The sequence below is a fragment of the Pedobacter frigiditerrae genome (assembly GCF_004331645.1).
Lineage (GTDB): Bacteria > Bacteroidota > Bacteroidia > Sphingobacteriales > Sphingobacteriaceae > Pedobacter > Pedobacter frigiditerrae.
Map to the genome: position 1 here is coordinate 85,715 of NZ_SJSK01000003.1, position 18,301 is coordinate 104,015.

14 protein-coding genes are annotated in these 18,301 nt (G+C 36.8%); 10 read left to right on the plus strand and 4 right to left on the minus strand.

The genetic code is table 11. From position 1 onward, the window contains the following. Positions 1-2 precede the first annotated feature (2 nt). The 5 genes from EZ428_RS12165 (at position 3) to EZ428_RS12185 (ending at position 7,149) form a co-directional block, all read left to right on the plus strand. Complete coding sequence (locus tag EZ428_RS12165) at positions 3-1,328, plus strand: bile acid:sodium symporter family protein (protein WP_131553445.1); 1,326 nt, start codon at positions 3-5, stop codon at positions 1,326-1,328. After that, the gene (locus tag EZ428_RS12170; RefSeq protein ID WP_131553446.1) at positions 1,309-2,739 is read left to right on the plus strand and encodes a sialate O-acetylesterase; all 1,431 of its coding nucleotides are present in this window, start codon (positions 1,309-1,311) and stop codon (positions 2,737-2,739) included. Before EZ428_RS12165 ends, EZ428_RS12170 begins: the two co-directional genes overlap by 20 nt. A gap of 136 nt (positions 2,740-2,875) precedes the next feature. Next, complete coding sequence (locus EZ428_RS12175) at positions 2,876-5,122, plus strand: DUF5703 domain-containing protein (protein WP_131553447.1); 2,247 nt, start codon at positions 2,876-2,878, stop codon at positions 5,120-5,122. Positions 5,123-5,214: 92 nt separating this feature from the next. Then, complete coding sequence (locus EZ428_RS12180) at positions 5,215-6,003, plus strand: L-fucose dehydrogenase (RefSeq protein WP_131553448.1); 789 nt, start codon at positions 5,215-5,217, stop codon at positions 6,001-6,003. Between the two features lie 126 nt (positions 6,004-6,129). Next, entirely contained in the window at positions 6,130-7,149 is a 1,020-nt protein-coding gene (locus tag EZ428_RS12185) for a zinc-binding alcohol dehydrogenase family protein (protein ID WP_131553449.1), read from the plus strand. A gap of 231 nt (positions 7,150-7,380) precedes the next feature. Here the strand turns inward: EZ428_RS12185 and EZ428_RS12190 are convergent, their stop codons facing one another. The 4 genes from EZ428_RS12190 to EZ428_RS12205 all read right to left on the minus strand — a co-directional run bounded on the left by EZ428_RS12190 (position 7,381) and on the right by EZ428_RS12205 (position 13,184). After that, positions 7,381-9,081, minus strand: coding sequence for a sodium:solute symporter family transporter (locus tag EZ428_RS12190; protein ID WP_131553450.1), 1,701 nt, complete (start codon positions 9,079-9,081; stop codon positions 7,381-7,383). 30 nt (positions 9,082-9,111) lie between these two features. Further along, positions 9,112-10,602 carry an L-arabinose isomerase gene (gene araA, locus EZ428_RS12195; protein ID WP_131553451.1) on the minus strand — a complete coding sequence of 497 codons (1,491 nt, stop codon included), beginning with the start codon at positions 10,600-10,602 and terminating at the stop codon, positions 9,112-9,114. Between the two features lie 186 nt (positions 10,603-10,788). Then, a complete protein-coding gene (locus tag EZ428_RS12200; protein ID WP_165501763.1) occupies positions 10,789-11,487 on the minus strand; it encodes an L-ribulose-5-phosphate 4-epimerase in 699 nt (232 codons plus the stop codon). Next, positions 11,484-13,184: a ribulokinase gene (locus EZ428_RS12205; RefSeq protein ID WP_131553453.1), complete on the minus strand. Its 1,701-nt coding sequence runs from the start codon at positions 13,182-13,184 to the stop codon at positions 11,484-11,486. The genes EZ428_RS12200 and EZ428_RS12205 overlap by 4 nt, the downstream gene beginning before the upstream one ends. Before the next feature lie 223 nt (positions 13,185-13,407). On the opposite strand from EZ428_RS12205, the gene EZ428_RS12210 reads away from it, so the two are divergent. The 5 genes from EZ428_RS12210 to EZ428_RS12230 all read left to right on the plus strand — a co-directional run bounded on the left by EZ428_RS12210 (position 13,408) and on the right by EZ428_RS12230 (position 18,300). Next, positions 13,408-13,677 carry a hypothetical protein gene (locus tag EZ428_RS12210; RefSeq protein ID WP_165501764.1) on the plus strand — a complete coding sequence of 90 codons (270 nt, stop codon included), beginning with the start codon at positions 13,408-13,410 and terminating at the stop codon, positions 13,675-13,677. A gap of 516 nt (positions 13,678-14,193) precedes the next feature. Continuing rightward, positions 14,194-15,990, plus strand: coding sequence for a phospholipase D-like domain-containing protein (locus tag EZ428_RS12215; RefSeq protein WP_131553455.1), 1,797 nt, complete (start codon positions 14,194-14,196; stop codon positions 15,988-15,990). Between the two features lie 469 nt (positions 15,991-16,459). Continuing rightward, a complete protein-coding gene (locus EZ428_RS12220; protein ID WP_131553456.1) occupies positions 16,460-16,855 on the plus strand; it encodes a hypothetical protein in 396 nt (131 codons plus the stop codon). Positions 16,856-16,861: 6 nt separating this feature from the next. Beyond that, positions 16,862-17,545 (plus strand): hypothetical protein, encoded by a 684-nt coding sequence (locus tag EZ428_RS12225; protein ID WP_131553457.1) that lies wholly within the window; start codon positions 16,862-16,864, stop codon positions 17,543-17,545. Beyond that, complete coding sequence (locus EZ428_RS12230) at positions 17,512-18,300, plus strand: sensor histidine kinase (protein ID WP_131553458.1); 789 nt, start codon at positions 17,512-17,514, stop codon at positions 18,298-18,300. The genes EZ428_RS12225 and EZ428_RS12230 overlap by 34 nt, the downstream gene beginning before the upstream one ends. Position 18,301: the final 1 nt, after the last annotated feature.

The following is an 18,301-nucleotide window of genomic DNA, read 5'->3' on the forward strand; positions in this document are numbered from 1 at the left end:
CGATGTATCAATTCAGAAAGCTTTGTTTGTTGATAAGCATTATTGCAGCCATTGCATTGGTGCTTGGCATTTTTACAGGCAATCTAAATCTTTGGCAACCTGCGGCTGTAACATTGGCTGTAAGTTTAGCCATTGGAATTGGAGCGTTAGAAAGTTTAAAAAACTATCAATACACCGCTTGGATTATCACTGCAGTTGTTGTAGGAATGATTTATCCAACTGCATTTTTAAAATGGGGCAGTTTCGATTTGCGCAATAAATGGTTAATTCTTGTTGTAGTTCAATTTGTAATGTTTGGTATGGGCATACAAATGGGATTAAAGGATTTTGCTGGTTTGGCTAATAGTGGAAAAGGTGTAATCATTGGTTTGTTATGCCACTTTTCTATCATGCCTCTAATGGGCTTATTGCTAGTTAAGGTTTTCCATTTCGAAACGGAGATTGCGGCAGGCATCATCTTAATTGGTTCTTGTTCTAGTGGTTTAGCCTCCAATGTGATGGTTTATATTGCCAGAGCGAATTTGGTATTATCTGTAGCGGTAACGGCCATAGCAACATTAATAGCACCGTTCATGACTCCATTATTGATGAAATTATTAGCAGGGACTTTAATAGAAATTAAGTTTTTTAACATGATGATGGAAATCATCAAAATAGTAATTGTACCAATTGGTGCGGCATTGGTACACGATTATTTGAAAAGAGCTACGCCAAAAGGAGTCAGCACGGTTAAAATAATTTCTATTGCTTGTATGGTTTGGCTTGCGGCTTTGTATTTTGGCTTGTGGAATATATTGGAGCAAACATTTGCTAATCCAGAGGCGATGGCATCAGTAGAGATTTTTAGTTTCTTTACTGGCGCATTCTTGGTTGGCGTAGTTTATCACCTCATTACTTTAAAAATCAAAAAATTAGATGATATAATGCCTTATATTTCTATGTTTGGCATTGTATATTTTACAACAGTAACTACGGCGGCAGGTAGAGAAAATCTTTTAAAAGTGGGATTTTTGCTTTTCCTAGCTTCTGTAATCCATAATGGAGCTGGTTATTTGTTTGGTTATATATTAAGCCGGGTATTTGGATTGGATAAAAAATCATCAAGAACGGTGGCGTTTGAGGTAGGTTTACAGAACGGAGGCATGGCATCTGGACTTGCCGGTTCAATGGGTAAACTAGGTACCGTTGGTTTAGCTGCTGCTGTGTTTAGCCCTTGGATGAATATCTCAGGGTCTATTTTAGCTAACTATTGGAGAAGACAAGCATTAAAAGAAGAAGAAAATGAAACCAAAAACAAATCACAGACTGATGAAAAAAATAATTCTTAAATCAATTGTAGTTATTGGGCTCTTGGCAATGTCATCAATGGCATTTGCTAAGGTTAAACCGGCATCTATTTTTACGGACCATATGGTTTTACAGCAACAAAGTAACGTTGCCATTTGGGGTTGGGCAAAACCATTATCAACGGTTAAAATTACTACCTCATGGAATAAAAAACTATATACGGCATCGGCCGATGCCACAGGGAAATTTAAAATTAAAGTCGCAACTCCAAAAGCTGGCGGACCATTCGAAATCAGCCTTAATGATGGAGAGTTACTGGTTTTAAAAGATATTTTAATAGGAGAGGTTTGGTTTTGTGGTGGTCAATCTAATATGGAGATGCCATTGAAAGGCTTTAAAAACCAGCCAATTTTAGGTGCTAATGAAACCATCTTAAAATCTAAAAATCCTAACATCAGAATTTACACTGTACCTCGTTCTTCAATCACAATCAGACAGGAGAATAGTAAACCATCAGATTGGAAAGTTGCAGGACCTGAAGCAGTTTCCAATTTTAGCGCCACTGCCTATTATTTTGGTTCATTATTGAGTGAAATGTTAGGCGTGCCAATAGGTTTAATTGGCGATAGCTATGGCGGTTCAACTATAGAAGCTTGGATGTCATCTGATGATTTGAAAGCTTTCCCAGAAGTTAAAGTTCCATTACCAACAGATACCATTAAAGAAGTGAGCAGAACACCAACTACTTTGTACAACGGAATGTTGCATCCAGTAATTGGTTATGGTATCAAAGGTGCAATATGGTATCAAGGGGAGTCTAACGTTGATAAACCAGATAGATACGAAGATTTATTTCCGGCAATGGTAAGCAATTGGAGAAAAGCCTGGGGAATGGGCGAATTTCCCTTTTATTATGCACAGATAGCTCCAAACAAATATAAGCCTATTGTTAATAATCCAAAATCAAATTCAGCTTTTTTAAGAGACGCACAGCGGAAGTCTTTGTCTAAAATTCCAAATAGCGGAATGGCAGTTTTAATGGATATTGGCGATGGAAATACCATTCATCCTGCAAACAAAAAAGATGTTGGTTCACGCTTGGCTTATCAGGCTTTGGCGCAAACCTACGATGTAAAGGGATTTGGTTTTGCAAGTCCAGATTACCAATCCATAACTATTGATAAAGATAAAGCCGTAATTAACTTCAAGAATGTGCCAAATGGGTTAACTTCTTTTGGTAAAGATTTAACTTTATTTGAAATAGCAGGAGAAGACAAGAAGTTTTATCCAGCTACCGCTAAAATTACAGGAAGTAGTGTTACGGTTACTTCAGCAGACGTAAAAGCGCCAGTTGCCGTACGTTATGCTTTTAAAGACTTCTTAATTGGAGATTTGTTTGGTAATGATGGTTTGCCAGTTTCATCGTTTAGAACTGATAATTGGGATTATTAAAATGAGATTAACCACAAAGACACAAAGAACACTAATTTGGAAATATAGGAACTTATATTTCCTTAAATGTCTTATATGGTTTATAGCCCCGGCACTAAAATCTTTTTTTGCGCCCTTTGCTTCTTTGCGGTTAAAAATGCTATCTGTGCTCTTCGTGTCTCTGTGGTTAAATAATAATACACAAGCACAGCAACGAAATGTTACCTGGACTAGCCAAAGCAAAAACTCATCAGAATCTATGCCTGTTGGTGGTGGTGATATAGGCATAAATGTGTGGGTAGAAAATGGAGAAATTTACCTTTATTTATCACGAAGTGGAACATTTGACGAGAACAATACTTTACTAAAATTGGGTAGAGTAAAACTGAAATTAAGCCCCAATCCTTTTGAGGGAAAAACCTTTAAACAAGAACTGATTCTAAAAGATGGATATGTTCAAATTACAGGTATAAATGGTAAACTTAATGCTCAAGTAAATGTTTGGATAGACGTTTTTAAACCTATTGTAAATCTTGAAGTTAAATCAAATAATAATATAATTGCAGAAGCAAGTTATGAAAGCTGGCGTTTTGAAGATAGGGTAACCATAGGAAAAGAAAATAACCAGAATTCTTACAAATGGGCACCTCAAGGAATTGTAAAAACAAGCAAGGATGAGATAGCATTTAATGGAAATAAAATCGAATTCTCACATCAAAATAATGCAGAAACAGTATTTGATGTGGTAGTTAAGCAACAAGGTTTAGAAAGCTATAAATCGACAATGTTTAACCCATTAAAAAACCTAAGTTTTGGTGGCGTAATGCAAGGCGAAAATATGGTTGCAGCAGGCAACTATACCGGCCAATATTTAAGTACACCATATAAAGGCTGGACTATCAGAAGCGCAAAACCTTCCACCTCTAATCAGATTGCTATTTTATTAAAAAGCAGTCGAGATAATAACTCAATTGAGAATCAGAAATACAATGCTACCAAGTCATTTGCAGCTAATAAAACTTGGTGGAATAACTACTGGAAAAAAAGTTTCATTTACATCAATTCATCAGATAGCTTAGCCAATCAGGTTGGTAAAAATTACCAATTGTTTAGGTATATGTTAGGGGCTAATGCTAAAGGTGATTGGCCAACAAAATTTAATGGTGGACTTTTCACATTCGACCCTCAATTAACAGATACTTCATTCAAATTTACCCCAGATTTTAGAAATTGGGGCGGAGGAACACATACCGCACAAAATCAACGTTTAGTTTACTGGCCAATGTTAAAAAGTGGAGATTTTGAAATGATGAAACCTCAATTCGATTTCTATTTAAACATCCTTAAAAATGCGGAGATAAGAACAGAAGCTGCTTGGGGTCACAAGGGTGGGAGTTTTACAGAGCAAATAGAAAATTTCGGTTTACCAAATCCTACAGAATACGGATGGAAACGTCCTGCAGATTTTAACAAGGGAATGGAATACAACGCTTGGCTAGAATATGAGTGGGACACCGTGCTAGAGTTTTGTATGATGATTTTAGAAACAGAACGTTATAATGGAGAGAACATTCAAAAATATATTCCACTGATAGAAAGTAGCCTTACTTTTTTTAGAGAGCATTATACTTATCTAGCTAAACAAAGAGGAGCAAAAACTTTAGATGCAAATGGGCATTTGGTTTTATATCCAAGTTCTGCGGCAGAGACCTATAAGATGGCTTATAATGCTTCATCTACCATTGCGGGTTTAAAAACAGTTTTACAAAGGTTAACAGAGATAAAATCAGCTTCTGAAGAACAAAAACAGAATTGGAAAGCAATGTTAAATACAATTCCGCCAATTAGTTTTAGAGAGTTTAATGGAAAGCCAACCATTTCTCCTGCAAAGTTATGGGAGAGACTTAACAACACAGAAAGCCCACAATTGTATCCTGTTTTTCCATGGGGGATTTATGGAGCAGGCAAGCTTGGATTAGATACAGCAATAAATACTTACCAGTTAGATTCTGATGTATTGAAATTCAGAAGTCATATTGGTTGGAAACAAGACAATATTTTCGCTGCCAGATTAGGACTAACCGATGAAGCGGCTCGGTTAACAACTTTGAAATTAAAAGATTCAGGAAGAAGATTTCCAGCTTTTTGGGGGCCAGGATATGATTGGACACCAGACCATAACTGGGGTGGCTCTGGAATGATAGGATTGCAAGAAATGTTGATGCAATGTGATGGAACAAAAATTTTGCTGTTTCCTGCATGGCCAAAAACCTGGGATGTACATTTTAAATTGTATGCGCCATACCAAACAACTGTCGAAGGAACTTTAAAAAATGGAAAAATAGAAAGCTTAAAGGTTATACCAGAATCAAGAAGAACAGATATTATAAATATGCTTAAGTAAGTTTCGTCATGCTGAATTTATTTCAGCATCTTTCCTGCATAAAAGACCCTGAAACAAGTCCAGGGTGACGATTTATAATAAAAACATACATCATGAATTTAAACTTAAAAGATAAAGTAATCATCATAACAGGTGGTGCAAAAGGAATAGGCAAAGCAATGGCAGAGCTATTTGCCAAGGAAGAAGCAATTGCAGTTGTGGTTGGTCGTAAAGCGGCTGATAACTTAATAGTTACCGATGCAATAAATGCGAATGGCGGCAAGGCTTTTCAGTTTGTAGCAGAACTGGCACAACCAGAAGAGTGTGAGGCTGTAATTAAAGCGATTATAGCGCAGTTCGGTAAAATTGACGGTCTTGTTAACAATGCTGGAGTTAACGACGGTGTAGGTCTTGAAAATGGGAATTACGAAGATTTTATGTCGTCGTTACATAAAAATGTGGTGCATTATTATTTAATGGCTCATTATGCTTTGCCAGAATTGATTAAATCTAAAGGTGCAATTGTAAACATTACTTCTAAAACTGGGGAAACCGGACAAGGGAATACTTCGGCCTATGCTGCTGCAAATGGTGGTAGAAATGCCTTAACAAGGGAATGGGCCGTTGAACTATTGAAATATGGTATTCGTGTAAATGCAATCATGGTTGCCGAATGTTGGACACCTGCTTACGAAACTTGGATTGAAACATTACCTAACGCACAAGAGAAATTGGCAGAAATTACGGCTAAAATTCCTTTGGAAAATAGAATGACAACAGCAGAAGAAATTGCAAATATGGCTGCCTTTTTAATGTCTGATAAATCAAGTCATACAACTGGACAAATTATTCACGTTGATGGCGGCTATGTGCACTTAGATAGAGCATTGGCTAACGCGTAAGAGATTCCTTGGTTGGTCTCCTCACCAACCAATTACACTGCTATGCTTAGCTTATCAAAGGATAGAGCAATTAATAAATAAAAACATTTCGGTTGATGGAGACACCAACCAAGGAAAATATAGAAAATGAAAACCTTAACCTGTACAACTCCCGGAACTTTCGAATATTCAGCTACTGAAAAGCCTCAATTAGAAAAGGGTCAGGCCATTATTAAAATTAAACGAATTGGTATTTGCGGGACAGATTTGCACGCTTTTGAAGGTACACAGCCATTTTTCAATTACCCAAGAGTTTTAGGTCACGAACTTTCTGGAGAGTTGATAGCAGTTGATGGTAATGACGATTTTAAAGTTGGTGAGAAAGTAACTTTCATCCCTTATTTTAATTGTGGCGAATGTATTGCTTGCCGAATGAATAAGCCAAATTGTTGCGCTAAAATACAAGTTTGTGGTGTCCACGTTGATGGCGGAATGCGTGAATACCTTTCTGTGCCATCAAAAACATTACTGCACGGAGAAGATTTAAGTTATGATGAATTAGCTTTGGTAGAACCTTTGGCTATCGGCGCTCATGGTGTTCGCAGGGCAGATGTTCAAAAAGGTGAATTTGTTTTGGTTATTGGTGCTGGACCCATTGGTTTAGGTACAATGGAATTTGCCAGAATAGCAGGGGCGAAGGTAATTGCCGTAGATATAAACAACGATAGGTTGGCGTTTTGTAAGGATAAATTAAAAGTTGCCCATACCATAAATGCTTTAGATGCTGATGTAGTTGAGCAATTAAGCAAAATTACCAATGGTGATATGCCAACAGTTGTAATTGATGCCACAGGAAACCAAAAAGCAATTAATAATGCGATTAATTATATGGCTCATGGTGCAAGATTTGTGTTGATTGGACTACAAAAAGGCGATTTAATATTTAATCACCCAGAGTTTCATAAACGTGAATCTACTTTAATGAGCAGCAGAAATGCAACTATCGAAGATTTTGAACATGTAATAGCCTCTATGAAAAAAGGCTTGGTTAACCCTACCACTTACATCACGCATCAAGTTAATTTTGATGAAGTTAAAGCTGAGTTCGCCAATTGGCTCGACCCAAAAAATGGGGTGATTAAAGCGATGGTGAAGTTGGGAGACTAGTTAACACATCTCGTCATTGCCAGCTTGACTGGCAATCTTAATGCGGTGGAAGGCTGAGTAACATACATAACGCATGGTTTCATGGTTGGTGGCTCACCAACCAATAATTAAAGGTATGTTAGTCGAGATTGCAAATCCAGACTAAGGTTAGATTAATGAACAAAAAAGGCGATAACCAATTAAGATTATCGCCTTTTCCCAGGTTGGTGTACTCACCAACCAATTATTGTATTACCAGAACTTAACGTAGATCAGCGTAATTAATAGTAAAGTAATTACGATTAATACCAAAGTAGAAGGCGCAACCTTAAACATAGATTTATCTAATTCGAATGCTTTAGGGTTAACTTTCGGACCTAATAAACTCAAGCCTACCATTACAATCATGGTAAACAAGAATGATAAACCCATACAGATTAAGAATGGAATTTCGTACACACCATCTTTATTGATGTAAGCTGTATACAAGAAATTATCATGGCCAAACCAAGTAGGCGCAAAATTATTGAATACTACAGAAAGTAGAAATCCTGTAACTAAACCAGCAATGGCTGCGGTTCCTGTGGTACGTTTCCAGAACATACCCAAAATGAACATTGCAAATACACCCGGACTAATAAAACCAGTATATTTTTGGATGAAAGTAAATCCTCCTTCGCCACCAATTCCCAATAAATCGTCCCAAGTAAGGATTACAGAAACTACAATTGCCGCTAAAATACTCCATCTACCAACAACCACTAATTTTTTATCGTCAGCAGCTTTGTTAATGTATTTTTTGTAAATATCTAAAGTCCAGATGGTAGAAATACTGTTTGCCTTACCAGCCAAAGAAGCTACAATTGCTGCCGTTAAAGCTGCTAATGATAAACCCTTTAATCCAGTAGGTAAGAAAGTTAATACCGCAGAATAAGCATTATCTGCAATTACTTTGCCATCTGGTGCCATTTCATGTTGTAAAGCACCATTTCTGTGTAATACGTAAGCCGCAATACCAGGTAACATTACAATAATTGGCATACCTAATTTCAAAAATCCAGCAAATAAAATACCTGTTCTTGCAGTTTTTAAATCAGCACCTAACGCTCGTTGTGTAATGTACTGATTACAGCCCCAATAGTTTAAGTTCACAATCCACTGACCGGCAAAATACATGGCAATACCAGGTAAGGCTAAATATTTGTTTACATACTCTTGCGTAGAGTTTGCATCAGGCTTTGCCAAAATCATTTTAAAGTGGTCTGGCGAATCTGTCATTAACATTTTAAAACCTGCAATGGCATCTTTACCTAATCCAAAGTGATCACTCACCATTGTTAATGCGATATAGGTTGTAACTAAACCACCTACTATCAATACCACAACTTGAATTACATCGGTAAAGCCAATTACTTTCATACCACCCAAGGTAATGATCAATGAGAAAGCTGCTAAGCCAATCACAATGTATTTAAAATACATCGGATCAACCATACTGCTAATGGCAATAGAACCTAGGTATAAAATTGAAGTTAGGTTAACAAAAATGTATAAGAACAACCAAAAAACCGCCATGATTAAACTTACGGTCTCATTATACCTCGTTTGTAGGAACTGAGGCATGGTGTAGATTTTATTCTTTAAGTAAACAGGCATGAACCAAACAGCCACAATGATTAAAGCAATTGCTGCCACCCATTCATAAGCTGCTACCGCGATACCAACTTGGAAACCCTGACCACTCATACCGATAAATTGTTCGGCAGAAATATTCGATGCAATTAACGATGCGCCAATTGCCCACCAGGTTAAAGAACCCTCGGCTAAGAAGAAATCATGGCTGCCAGAAACGCCTTTGTTTTTTTTGCGACTGTAAATCCAATATCCGTAGCCAGATATTAAGATAAAGTAAAAGATAAATACTGCGTAATCTATCCCTGTTAAATTGTTCATAATTGTGGTTTAATTTGGTTTAAGGTTTTGTTATTTATAAAATACTTCATTCCAGTGAAGTTCATTTCTAAATTGATTGATTTTTGTATCTGCACCAATATTGATGTATTCTAAACCAGCAATATTTGCAAAATCTAATAAATGTTCTGTTGTTAAGTTTTGACTATAAACTGTATGGTGAGCACCACCTGCATAGATCCAAGCTGCACAGCCTGTTTTCATGTCTGGAAGTGGTTTCCATAAAACCCTTGCAACAGGTAAGTTTGGCAAATCATTTTCTACTTCAACAGCTTCTACTTCGTTAACCAATAAACGGAAACGGTTACCCATGTCAATTAAAGAAGCATTTAATGCATTACCGCCAGCAACGTTAAATACCAAACGAGCAGGGTCTGCTTTACCACCAATGCCTAATGGATGAACCTCTAAACTTGCTTTTCCTTTTGCCAATGAAGAATCAATCTCTAGCATGTGCGAGCCTAAAACCATTGAGTTTGATGGGTCGAAATGATAAGTGTAATCTTCCATGAATGCATTGCCACCTGCTAAACCAGCACCCATTACTTTACAAGCACGCACTAAAGCTGCGGTTTTCCAATCACCTTCTCCTGCAAATCCGTAACCATCTTCCATTAAACGTTGTGCAGCTATTCCAGGTAATTGAATCATTCCGTGTAAATCTTCAAAAGTATCAGAGAAACCTTTAAAATTACCATCAACCAAGAATTTTCTTAAGCCAATTTCTATTTTAGCAGCATCATAAACTGAAGCATGTCTTACACCACCAGTTTTTAAATCATCTGCCATGGTATAAGTTGCCTCATACTCTGCAACTAAGGCTTTAACTGCTTCATCACTAACATTATTTATGATAGCTACTAAATCGCCAATCCCATAAGTGTTTACAGAGAAACCAAATTTCATTTCAGCTTCTACTTTATCGCCATCAGTAACGGCAACATAACGCATATTGTCACCAAAACGAGCAAATTTAGCACCTTGCCAATCATTCCATCCAGCTGCTGCTCTTGCCCAAGTATCAATCTGGCCAATAACTTCAGCATCTTGCCAATGTCCCACTACCACTTTACGGTCTTTGCGCATACGCGAAACCATAAATCCAAATTCTCTATCACCGTGAGCACTTTGGTTTAAGTTCATGAAATCCATGTCAATGGTGCTCCAAGGAATATCACGATTAAATTGAGTATGTAAGTGCAATAAAGGTTTTTGAAGGATGTTTAAGCCTCTAATCCACATTTTAGCAGGAGAGAAGGTGTGCATCCAAGTAATTACGCCAATGCAATCTTTATCAACGTTAGCTTGTTGTAGGGTTTCAAATATCTGGTCTGGTGTTTTTACGATAGGTTTGTAAACTACAGAAACTGATATTTTTCCTTCTTTATTTAGCGCTTCTGCTACTTCTTGAGCATGTACAGCAACCTGTTTTAAGGTTTCTTCTCCGTATAAATCTTGTGTTCCAGTAATGAACCAAACTTGAAATTTCTTTAAATCAATCATTTTAATTTTATATTGGCTAATAGTTTTTATGTTTAATCGGTTAACTGTTTAAATAGGTTAATCGTTGTTGGTTAATTGTTTGTTGAGTTTAATTGGTTAATTGTTTGAATTGGTTAATCGTAGGATGCAGTTAACCAATTAACCAGTTTTTACAATTAAACTCTCAACCAGTTTGCACAATTAACCTTACTCTTGTCCGTAATAAGCACCAGCACCGTGCTTACGCTCAAAATGTTTTTGTATCAACGAATCTTTTAATCTAGGTGCACTTGGATTTATTTGTTGCGTTAACAATGCCATTTGTGCTACCGCTTCTAAAACCGCACTGTTGTAAACTGCTTTTTCTGCAGATTTACCCCAAGTAAAAGGAGCGTGGTTACCCACTAAAATCATTTCTACCTCTTTATGGCTTAATTCTAGGTTTTTAAAGTGATTGATGATTTGGAAACCAGTTTCATATTCGTAATTACCTTTAATCATTTCATCATTCATTGGCGGTGCACAAGGAATATCAACCGTTAAATGGTCTGCATGTGTGGTGCCGAAAATTGGAATGGGCAGTTGAGCTTGCGCCCAAGCCGTTGCATAAGTAGAGTGGGTGTGAACAATTCCGCTGATATCACTCCAGTTCTTGTATAAAACAGCATGTGTTTGCGTATCTGATGAAGGTCTTAAATTGCCTTCAACCGTGTTGCCTTCAAAATCCACAATCACCATTTTCTCTGGCGTTAAATCTTCGTACGGCACACCACTTGGTTTAATAGCAAATACGCCTTTTGCTCTATCAGCTGCGCTAACATTACCAAAGGTGAATAACACTAAATTCAATTTTGGCAAGCGCATATTGGCGATATAAGCTTCTTCTTTTATGTTTGTATAACTCATGATAAATAAGGATTTGCTTCCTTTTTGTTATATTTTTCTATATGTCTACCTAAAGTTTGATATTGAAGGTAATGGTGACGATACATTTTTCTCTTTTTAAGGTTTGGTTGATATTCTTTTTCGAAACCAGTTCCCATTGCTTTCATTGCGGCTTCTACATTGGGATAAATTCCGGCTACAACTGCTGCAAACATAGCTGCACCTAAAGCGCAAGTATGCTCAAAACGATGAATCCTGATTGGCATTTCTAAAATGTCAGCCATCATTTGCATGATATAAGGCGATTTTTTAGCTACACCACCAATGCCTATAATTCCTTTTACAGGAACATGTTGTTCTTTAAAAGTTTCTACGATGCTTTTTGCACCAAAACAGGTTGCTTCGGCCAATGCCCTAAATACCCGGGGTGCATCTGTTCCTAAACCTAAGCCAGTAATTGCTCCTTTAAGCTCTTGGTTTGCATTTGGTGTTCTTCTACCATTTAACCAGTCTACAGCAAGTTCTGCGTAATCATCGTCGGTTAAAGCTTCAGCTTGTTTGCTTAAGGTAGCTATGATTTTGCCTTCAACTTCTTCTCTTAAGGCGTTGGCAGTTGTTTCATCAATAATTAATGAATCATTTAATAAATTGTCTAGTGGCCAGCTGATTAAATTTTTAAACCAAGCATAAACATCGCCAAAAGCAGATTGCCCGGCTTCTAAACCAGCCATGCCAGGTATTACTGAGCCATTAACTTGCCCGCAAATACCGCCAACTAATTTGTTCTTCATATCCTTATTAGGCGCAACAAGAATATCGCATGTACTTGTACCCATTACTTTACTTAAGTAATAAGGTTCAATTTGTCCACCAACAGCACCCATGTGTGCATCAAAAGCACCCACGCCAATGGCAACATCGGTACTTAAACCTAATTTATTTGCCCATTCTGCACTTAATTTCCCTGCTGGGATGTCTGAAGTGTAAGTATCCTTAAAAGCAATTTCTCTATAACCTTTTAAAAGTGGGTCTAATTTTGTGAAGAATTCTTCTGGTGGCAATCCACCAAATTCTTCTGCCCATAAAGCTTTATGTCCTGCTGCACAACGACTGCGTTTTAAATTGTTTACATCTGTTTCACCACAAAGTAAAAAAGGAATCCAATCACATTGCTCTACCCAAGAAACCGTATTTTTTCTTACAACTTTATCAGTTCTAAGAATGTGAAGTAATTTAGACCAAAACCATTCTGATGAATAAATTCCACCTACGTAGCTTAAATAATTTGTAGGGAATTTAGTAGCGTGTTCGTTAATTTGATTAGCTTCTTTAACTGCTGTGTGGTCTTTCCAAAGCACAAACATGGCATTTGGATTTTCTGCAAATTCTTTTGTTAAAGATAGTGGTGTACCGGTTTTATCAACAGCAATAGGAGTAGAGCCCGTTGTATCAACTGTAATTCCTTTAATAGCAGCTGCAATGTTGTTTCCTCCTGCTTTTGCAATACAATCTTTAATGGTGTGCTCTAAACCTTCAATATAATCTAAAGGGTGTTGTCTAAATTGATTCAGTGCAGGATTGCAATACATGCCTTTTTTCCATCGCGGATAAAAGAATACAGAAGAGGAGATTTCCTTTCCATTAGCGGTGTCTACCAATACGGACCTTACTGAGTCGGTTCCATAATCTACGCCTATAACATAGCTCGTTTCGTTCATACAAATAAATAAATGTCTAATTAACGTTTATTTATTCAGAATAAAAAATTTAAGTGTGAATTTTCTTATTCGATTTTAGAATTGCCTCTAGAAATAAAGTTCGAGAGTGGGGTTTGGTTAAAAAGAGTTGCCAGAGATCAATAGGTTTTTGCCTTTATTAAAATTAGTAATATATTTTTTGCTTAAGGAAAACTTTTTAGGGGTGATATCCGTTCTTTCACAGATGAAAGAAATAAAGAGAGGACATTACCAATTGTCTGAATCAATTATAGAATGTTGGAAAAATCACGGTATCCGATACATTAAAGGAAAATTAGCTGAACTCTTTGCTGAAGATAACGGCGAAAAATATATCAATATAAAGGCCTATTGGAGCAACCCATACAATGACGATTTGAACCTTTTCGTTTATGAAATCAATTCTAATGAGGTTGTACAATTATTAGCAGATAACAATAGTTTAAAGTATCTGGTGAGTCATCAGCAACTATAACCGTTCACAACTCACCGTCAATCTCCCCTTAATCATCGATCAAACGCTAGTCAGCTAACTAGTTAACCAACTCCACGATTCCTCGCTCACCCCTCTACGCTGCTTTGCCTTTCCTTCGCTTTTGCATTATATCAACAACCTAACAGAATCCTTACAGGTTATGTACTGGGTCGTCTGTTGTTCGTCCTTTATTCGCTGCATGACCGAAGCAGTGGCGACTCTGTTACGACGCAGTAGCGATGCTGTGGCGAGCCTGAAACGAAGCCTAGACGAACAAGTGACAAAGAAACAGCGATGCGGAGACGAACACCGCCCGAAGAACACCCGAAGGAATCGACAGAATTAAACAGGTATAATTACTTGATAACAAAAGGTGATTTTACCCTAGCAGTTAATGATATAAAAGTATAATTTTAACTAATAAAGTTATATAGTGTTAATAACTAATAACTTACATTAAATTATTATCTTTAGTAAAAAAGTAATTTAGGTTTTTTTCAATTTAAAAACGATCTCATGAGAAGCAAATCGCAACCTACCCAAGGTTACACCGTATACGCTGTATCGGGTACAAATACAGTATCATTTACCATCGATTTTAGAGATGCCGATACAGCTAACCTGCTCGGTTTTGCATTCGAAAGAGTTAACCTAAGTACAGGAGAAAAAAAGGTTCCAAAAGGATACAAGGTTTTTGGAAGCGTTATCCCAAATCCTGATAAAGATACCAGTGTAGAAACATTTAAGCACCCCATTCAGAGCTTTGTTTGGGATGATTTTACCTGTACCGCTGGCGAAAGCTATAAATATGCTATCTATCCAATGACAGGGAAGCCTAATGCATTGAAAAAAAATGACCCAATTACCATTCAAATAGAAACTGAGCCCTATTACACCACTGGAGAGCACGATGTTTTTTTTAACAGTGGTGTGGCCAGTAGCCAAGCCTATGCTCGCAAATTCAATAATCTAAGGCCAGATAAAATTACAGATCCAATATTGAAGGCCGAATGCAAGCAATGGCTAAGTAGGGAATTAGATGATGCCATCCTTAAATTTATTGGCCAGGCAGCAAAGGGCGATATGCTTTATGCTTGTTTTTATGAATTTAGGTATGAGCCCGTGGTTACCGCATTTAAAAAAGCGATAGACAAGGGGGTTAAGGTAAAAATCATTATTGATGCTAAAAACAACCCTAAATTGAATGAGGAAAATGAAATGGTTTCTTTTCCGAGAGATGCAAATTTGAAGATGTTGCAAGACATTGGGATAGCGCTTGATCAAAACATCATCTTAAGAGAAGCAAATAAGGGCTCTATTCAGCACAATAAATTCATTGTTTTCCAAAAAGGGGGCGAAGCAGCACCCGCTCAAGTTTGGACAGGTTCTACAAATATTTCTGAAGGTGGCTTTCATGGACAAACCAACGTAGGACATTGGATAAGAAATAAGGAGACTGCCACAGCCTTTAAAAAATATTGGACCATTTTGTCTGTAGACCCAGGGCAATTAGACAATGGCGATGACGCAGGGGATAAAGCAAAAATGGCAAGCCTTAGGCTTGATATAGAAAAGCTTTATGGCAATTTTGAATTTAGGGATTGGAATGACATACAACAAGGTATTACCTGTATATTCAGTCCAAGGTCTACAGAAAAAGTATTAAAAAGTTATGCTGCCATGTTTGACTCTGCCGATGTAATGGCTTGCGTAACCTTGGCATTTGGTGTTAACGATGTTTTTAAACAAGCATTGGTAGATAACCTAAACACCGATCAACTTTCATTCATGCTGCTTGAAAAACCAGATGAACCTAAAAAGCTTAAAGACGGAAAGAAACCTAAAAAGCCATTTGTTTATATTAATGCCAAACAGAATGTTTATAAAGCCTGGGGTGCTTATTTAAACGACCCATTGTATCAGTGGACACGCGAAGTATCTACAAGACAGTTGAAACTAAATACACATGTAGCCTACGTGCATTCTAAATTCATGTTAATTGACCCACTGGGAGATGATCCAGTTGTAATTACGGGCTCGGCAAATTTTAGTGGCCCATCAACCACTTCTAATGATGAAAACATGGTGATTATAAGAGGAAATAGGCGAGTAGCAGATATTTATTACACTGAGTTTAATCGAATTAACAATCACTATTATTTTAGGGCTGTTTATAACAAGGTTAACAAAGACGATGGAGCCAAACGTAAATCTCTTTTTCTGGCAGAAACTGCAGCTGAATGGTTGGAAGACTATAAGCCTGGTACACTAAAATATAAAAAGGTTGTTGCCCGATCTACAATGGATGTTTAGGTTTATGTTGTAGATATGCAAGATTACATTAGGCTCGCGCTATACTATTTTGTTGTCAAATGCTTAATGTATTTATTAGTTAATGATAGTATTATTATTGAGCTTTTGTTGCATCAGCATCAAACTTAATTACTTCGTTACCATCTACTTGAAATGACTTACCTATTTTGTTAATACCTGTTTACGAAGGTTTGTCAAACTGTTGCACCTTCGTAACTGATTTCTTTGTTGGTCTCTGTTACATTTGAAGTACCTAAGTTGGCTTGAGTTTAGTGAAGAAGGTTAATGTCCTTAAATAAAACTGAAATTTTTAATACCTTATTTACAAAATGTAAAAAGATTGAACATTTTAGTGCGCAAATTGAAAAAAACAATCAAATATGCGCATAAATGAATACAACTTTTAGTTGTTTGGCGTTTCATTTTTGCTACTTTTAGCTCACAAATTAACCCCCTAAAAACTAAATTAATGAAAAAGAAACCTGCATCAATTCTTGATGATAACAGAATCTCGCTTGCTGAGGCAATGGACCGTACAAATTTTTGGCGAGAAACGATCAAACCTCTCTTTGATGATCAAGATGCTGTGCTACCCAAAGGCTTTTATATTCCATTTGAAGACATTAAGGCCTTGTCTGAGCTATACCCAGAGGCAAAAGGTGCCAGAGCCTATTTTACCTTGCATCAACCGGGTTTTAAAAAAGGACAAGGTATTTCTGCTGTTCTTGTTCCTGTTCTTATTGATGAAGCTGGTACCTATAAAGATATCATAGAACCTGCAACAACTGATGAAGAAGATTCATCTATCTATGACTTTACTAAGCCCTGCCCACACTGCTGTGATCCAGAAAGTGAATTGTCCTAATAACAGATGTCATTGTTAACGATTTACGGACATTCATTTTCCTATTATTATCAAAGCCTGATTGTTCCAATTTCAATTTTTATTCCTATTGGTGTGGCAGTATATAACTATCGCTACATCAATAGGTTGTTTAAGGTTTTACTACTTTATCTTCTTGTTTCAGGTAGTATTAACTTAATGGCAATCTTACAATCTGGAAATAATAATCTACCACTACTCCATATTTATACTGTAGTGGAATTTTTGTTCTTGGCAGTCTATTTTGTTGGACTTAACCAAAGCAGGTCATTTAGGAAATACAGCTACCTAATCATGGCTGTGTTTCCCGTGTTATGTTTAATCAACGTGCTTTTTTTTCAGAGTAAATACCAGTTCAACTCTTATGTTAGACCACTAGAGGCCCTGATTTTTATCTGTTACAGCTTACTGTATTTTTTCAACTCGGTTGATACTGATACGAGCCAATCATGGACTAACAATGGTTTTAACCTCATCAATGCAGGCCTGTTGTTGTATTTCTCGGGGTCTTTGTTTGTTTTTATTCTCTCTAATGTAATCACCTTTAAATTAAGCCATGATGCGAAAATGTTAATATGGAATCTGCATGATACCTTTGTTATTGTGCTTTACCTGGTTATGGCTTTTGGATTTATCAAATGGAAAACATCGACGAAAATATATATGTCCTGATTTTCGCTGGCACTGCCGGAATGTGCATCTTGGCGATTTCTTTTATCTTACTAAACGTGAGGCTGCAGAATAAGACACTGAAGCAGAAAGACCGTGATCAACAAGTTCAATTGCTACATCAGGAAGAACTGCTTCAGGCAATAATTAACTCCCAAGAAGATGAACGTAAACGGATTGGTCAGGATTTACATGATGATGTAGGTACTGCACTTTCAAACTTGAGGCTTACCATAGATGTTTTTAAACCTGATTCTGAAAATAGTTTAGCCATTTTTTCAGGTCGATGTAAGCATATTATTGATAAAGTAATCAAAGATGTACGCCATATTTCGCATAACCTTTCTCCCCCTGGGATTGAGTTATATGGTTTTTTAGGTGCATTGGAAGAATTATGCGACTCAATTGTCCAAGGTCAGCATATTCAAATTATCATCCATAACCAAGCAGAAATTCAACTTAATGAGCTCAGTGCTACTACAACGATTTCTTTATATCGAGTTATGGAAGAGCTTTTAAATAACACAATCAAACATGCAAACGCCAAAACAGTTGACATTTATTTCACTGTAGTTGATAAAGGAATTACTGTTACTTATCAAGACAATGGTACGGGTATAGCGATTGGTGAACAAAAAACTAGAAAAGGAATGGGTCTTCATAATATAGAAAGTAGGTTGAAAATGATAGGGGCCATGGTAAACAATCCAACTGTCCAGCATAATGGATATCAATGTCAATTTACAATAAACTGTTAAG

What these genes read in the sequence shown, in the direction of transcription:
- EZ428_RS12220 (WP_131553456.1), top strand. Translation starts at nt 16,460, where the DNA reads ATGAAAAAGAAACCTGCATCAATTCTTGATGATAACAGAATCTCGCTT.
- EZ428_RS12170 (WP_131553446.1), top strand. Translation starts at nt 1,309, where the DNA reads ATGAAAAAAATAATTCTTAAATCAATTGTAGTTATTGGGCTCTTGGCA.
- EZ428_RS12165 (WP_131553445.1), top strand. Translation starts at nt 3, where the DNA reads ATGTATCAATTCAGAAAGCTTTGTTTGTTGATAAGCATTATTGCAGCC.
- EZ428_RS12185 (WP_131553449.1), top strand. Translation starts at nt 6,130, where the DNA reads ATGAAAACCTTAACCTGTACAACTCCCGGAACTTTCGAATATTCAGCT.
- EZ428_RS12210 (WP_165501764.1), top strand. Translation starts at nt 13,408, where the DNA reads ATGAAAGAAATAAAGAGAGGACATTACCAATTGTCTGAATCAATTATA.
- EZ428_RS12225 (WP_131553457.1), top strand. Translation starts at nt 16,862, where the DNA reads ATGTCATTGTTAACGATTTACGGACATTCATTTTCCTATTATTATCAA.
- araA (WP_131553451.1), bottom strand. Translation starts at nt 10,602, where the DNA reads ATGATTGATTTAAAGAAATTTCAAGTTTGGTTCATTACTGGAACACAA.
- EZ428_RS12230 (WP_131553458.1), top strand. Translation starts at nt 17,512, where the DNA reads ATGGAAAACATCGACGAAAATATATATGTCCTGATTTTCGCTGGCACT.
- EZ428_RS12205 (WP_131553453.1), bottom strand. Translation starts at nt 13,184, where the DNA reads ATGAACGAAACGAGCTATGTTATAGGCGTAGATTATGGAACCGACTCA.
- EZ428_RS12200 (WP_165501763.1), bottom strand. Translation starts at nt 11,487, where the DNA reads ATGAGTTATACAAACATAAAAGAAGAAGCTTATATCGCCAATATGCGC.
- EZ428_RS12180 (WP_131553448.1), top strand. Translation starts at nt 5,215, where the DNA reads ATGAATTTAAACTTAAAAGATAAAGTAATCATCATAACAGGTGGTGCA.
- EZ428_RS12215 (WP_131553455.1), top strand. Translation starts at nt 14,194, where the DNA reads ATGAGAAGCAAATCGCAACCTACCCAAGGTTACACCGTATACGCTGTA.
- EZ428_RS12175 (WP_131553447.1), top strand. Translation starts at nt 2,876, where the DNA reads ATGCTATCTGTGCTCTTCGTGTCTCTGTGGTTAAATAATAATACACAA.
- EZ428_RS12190 (WP_131553450.1), bottom strand. Translation starts at nt 9,081, where the DNA reads ATGAACAATTTAACAGGGATAGATTACGCAGTATTTATCTTTTACTTT.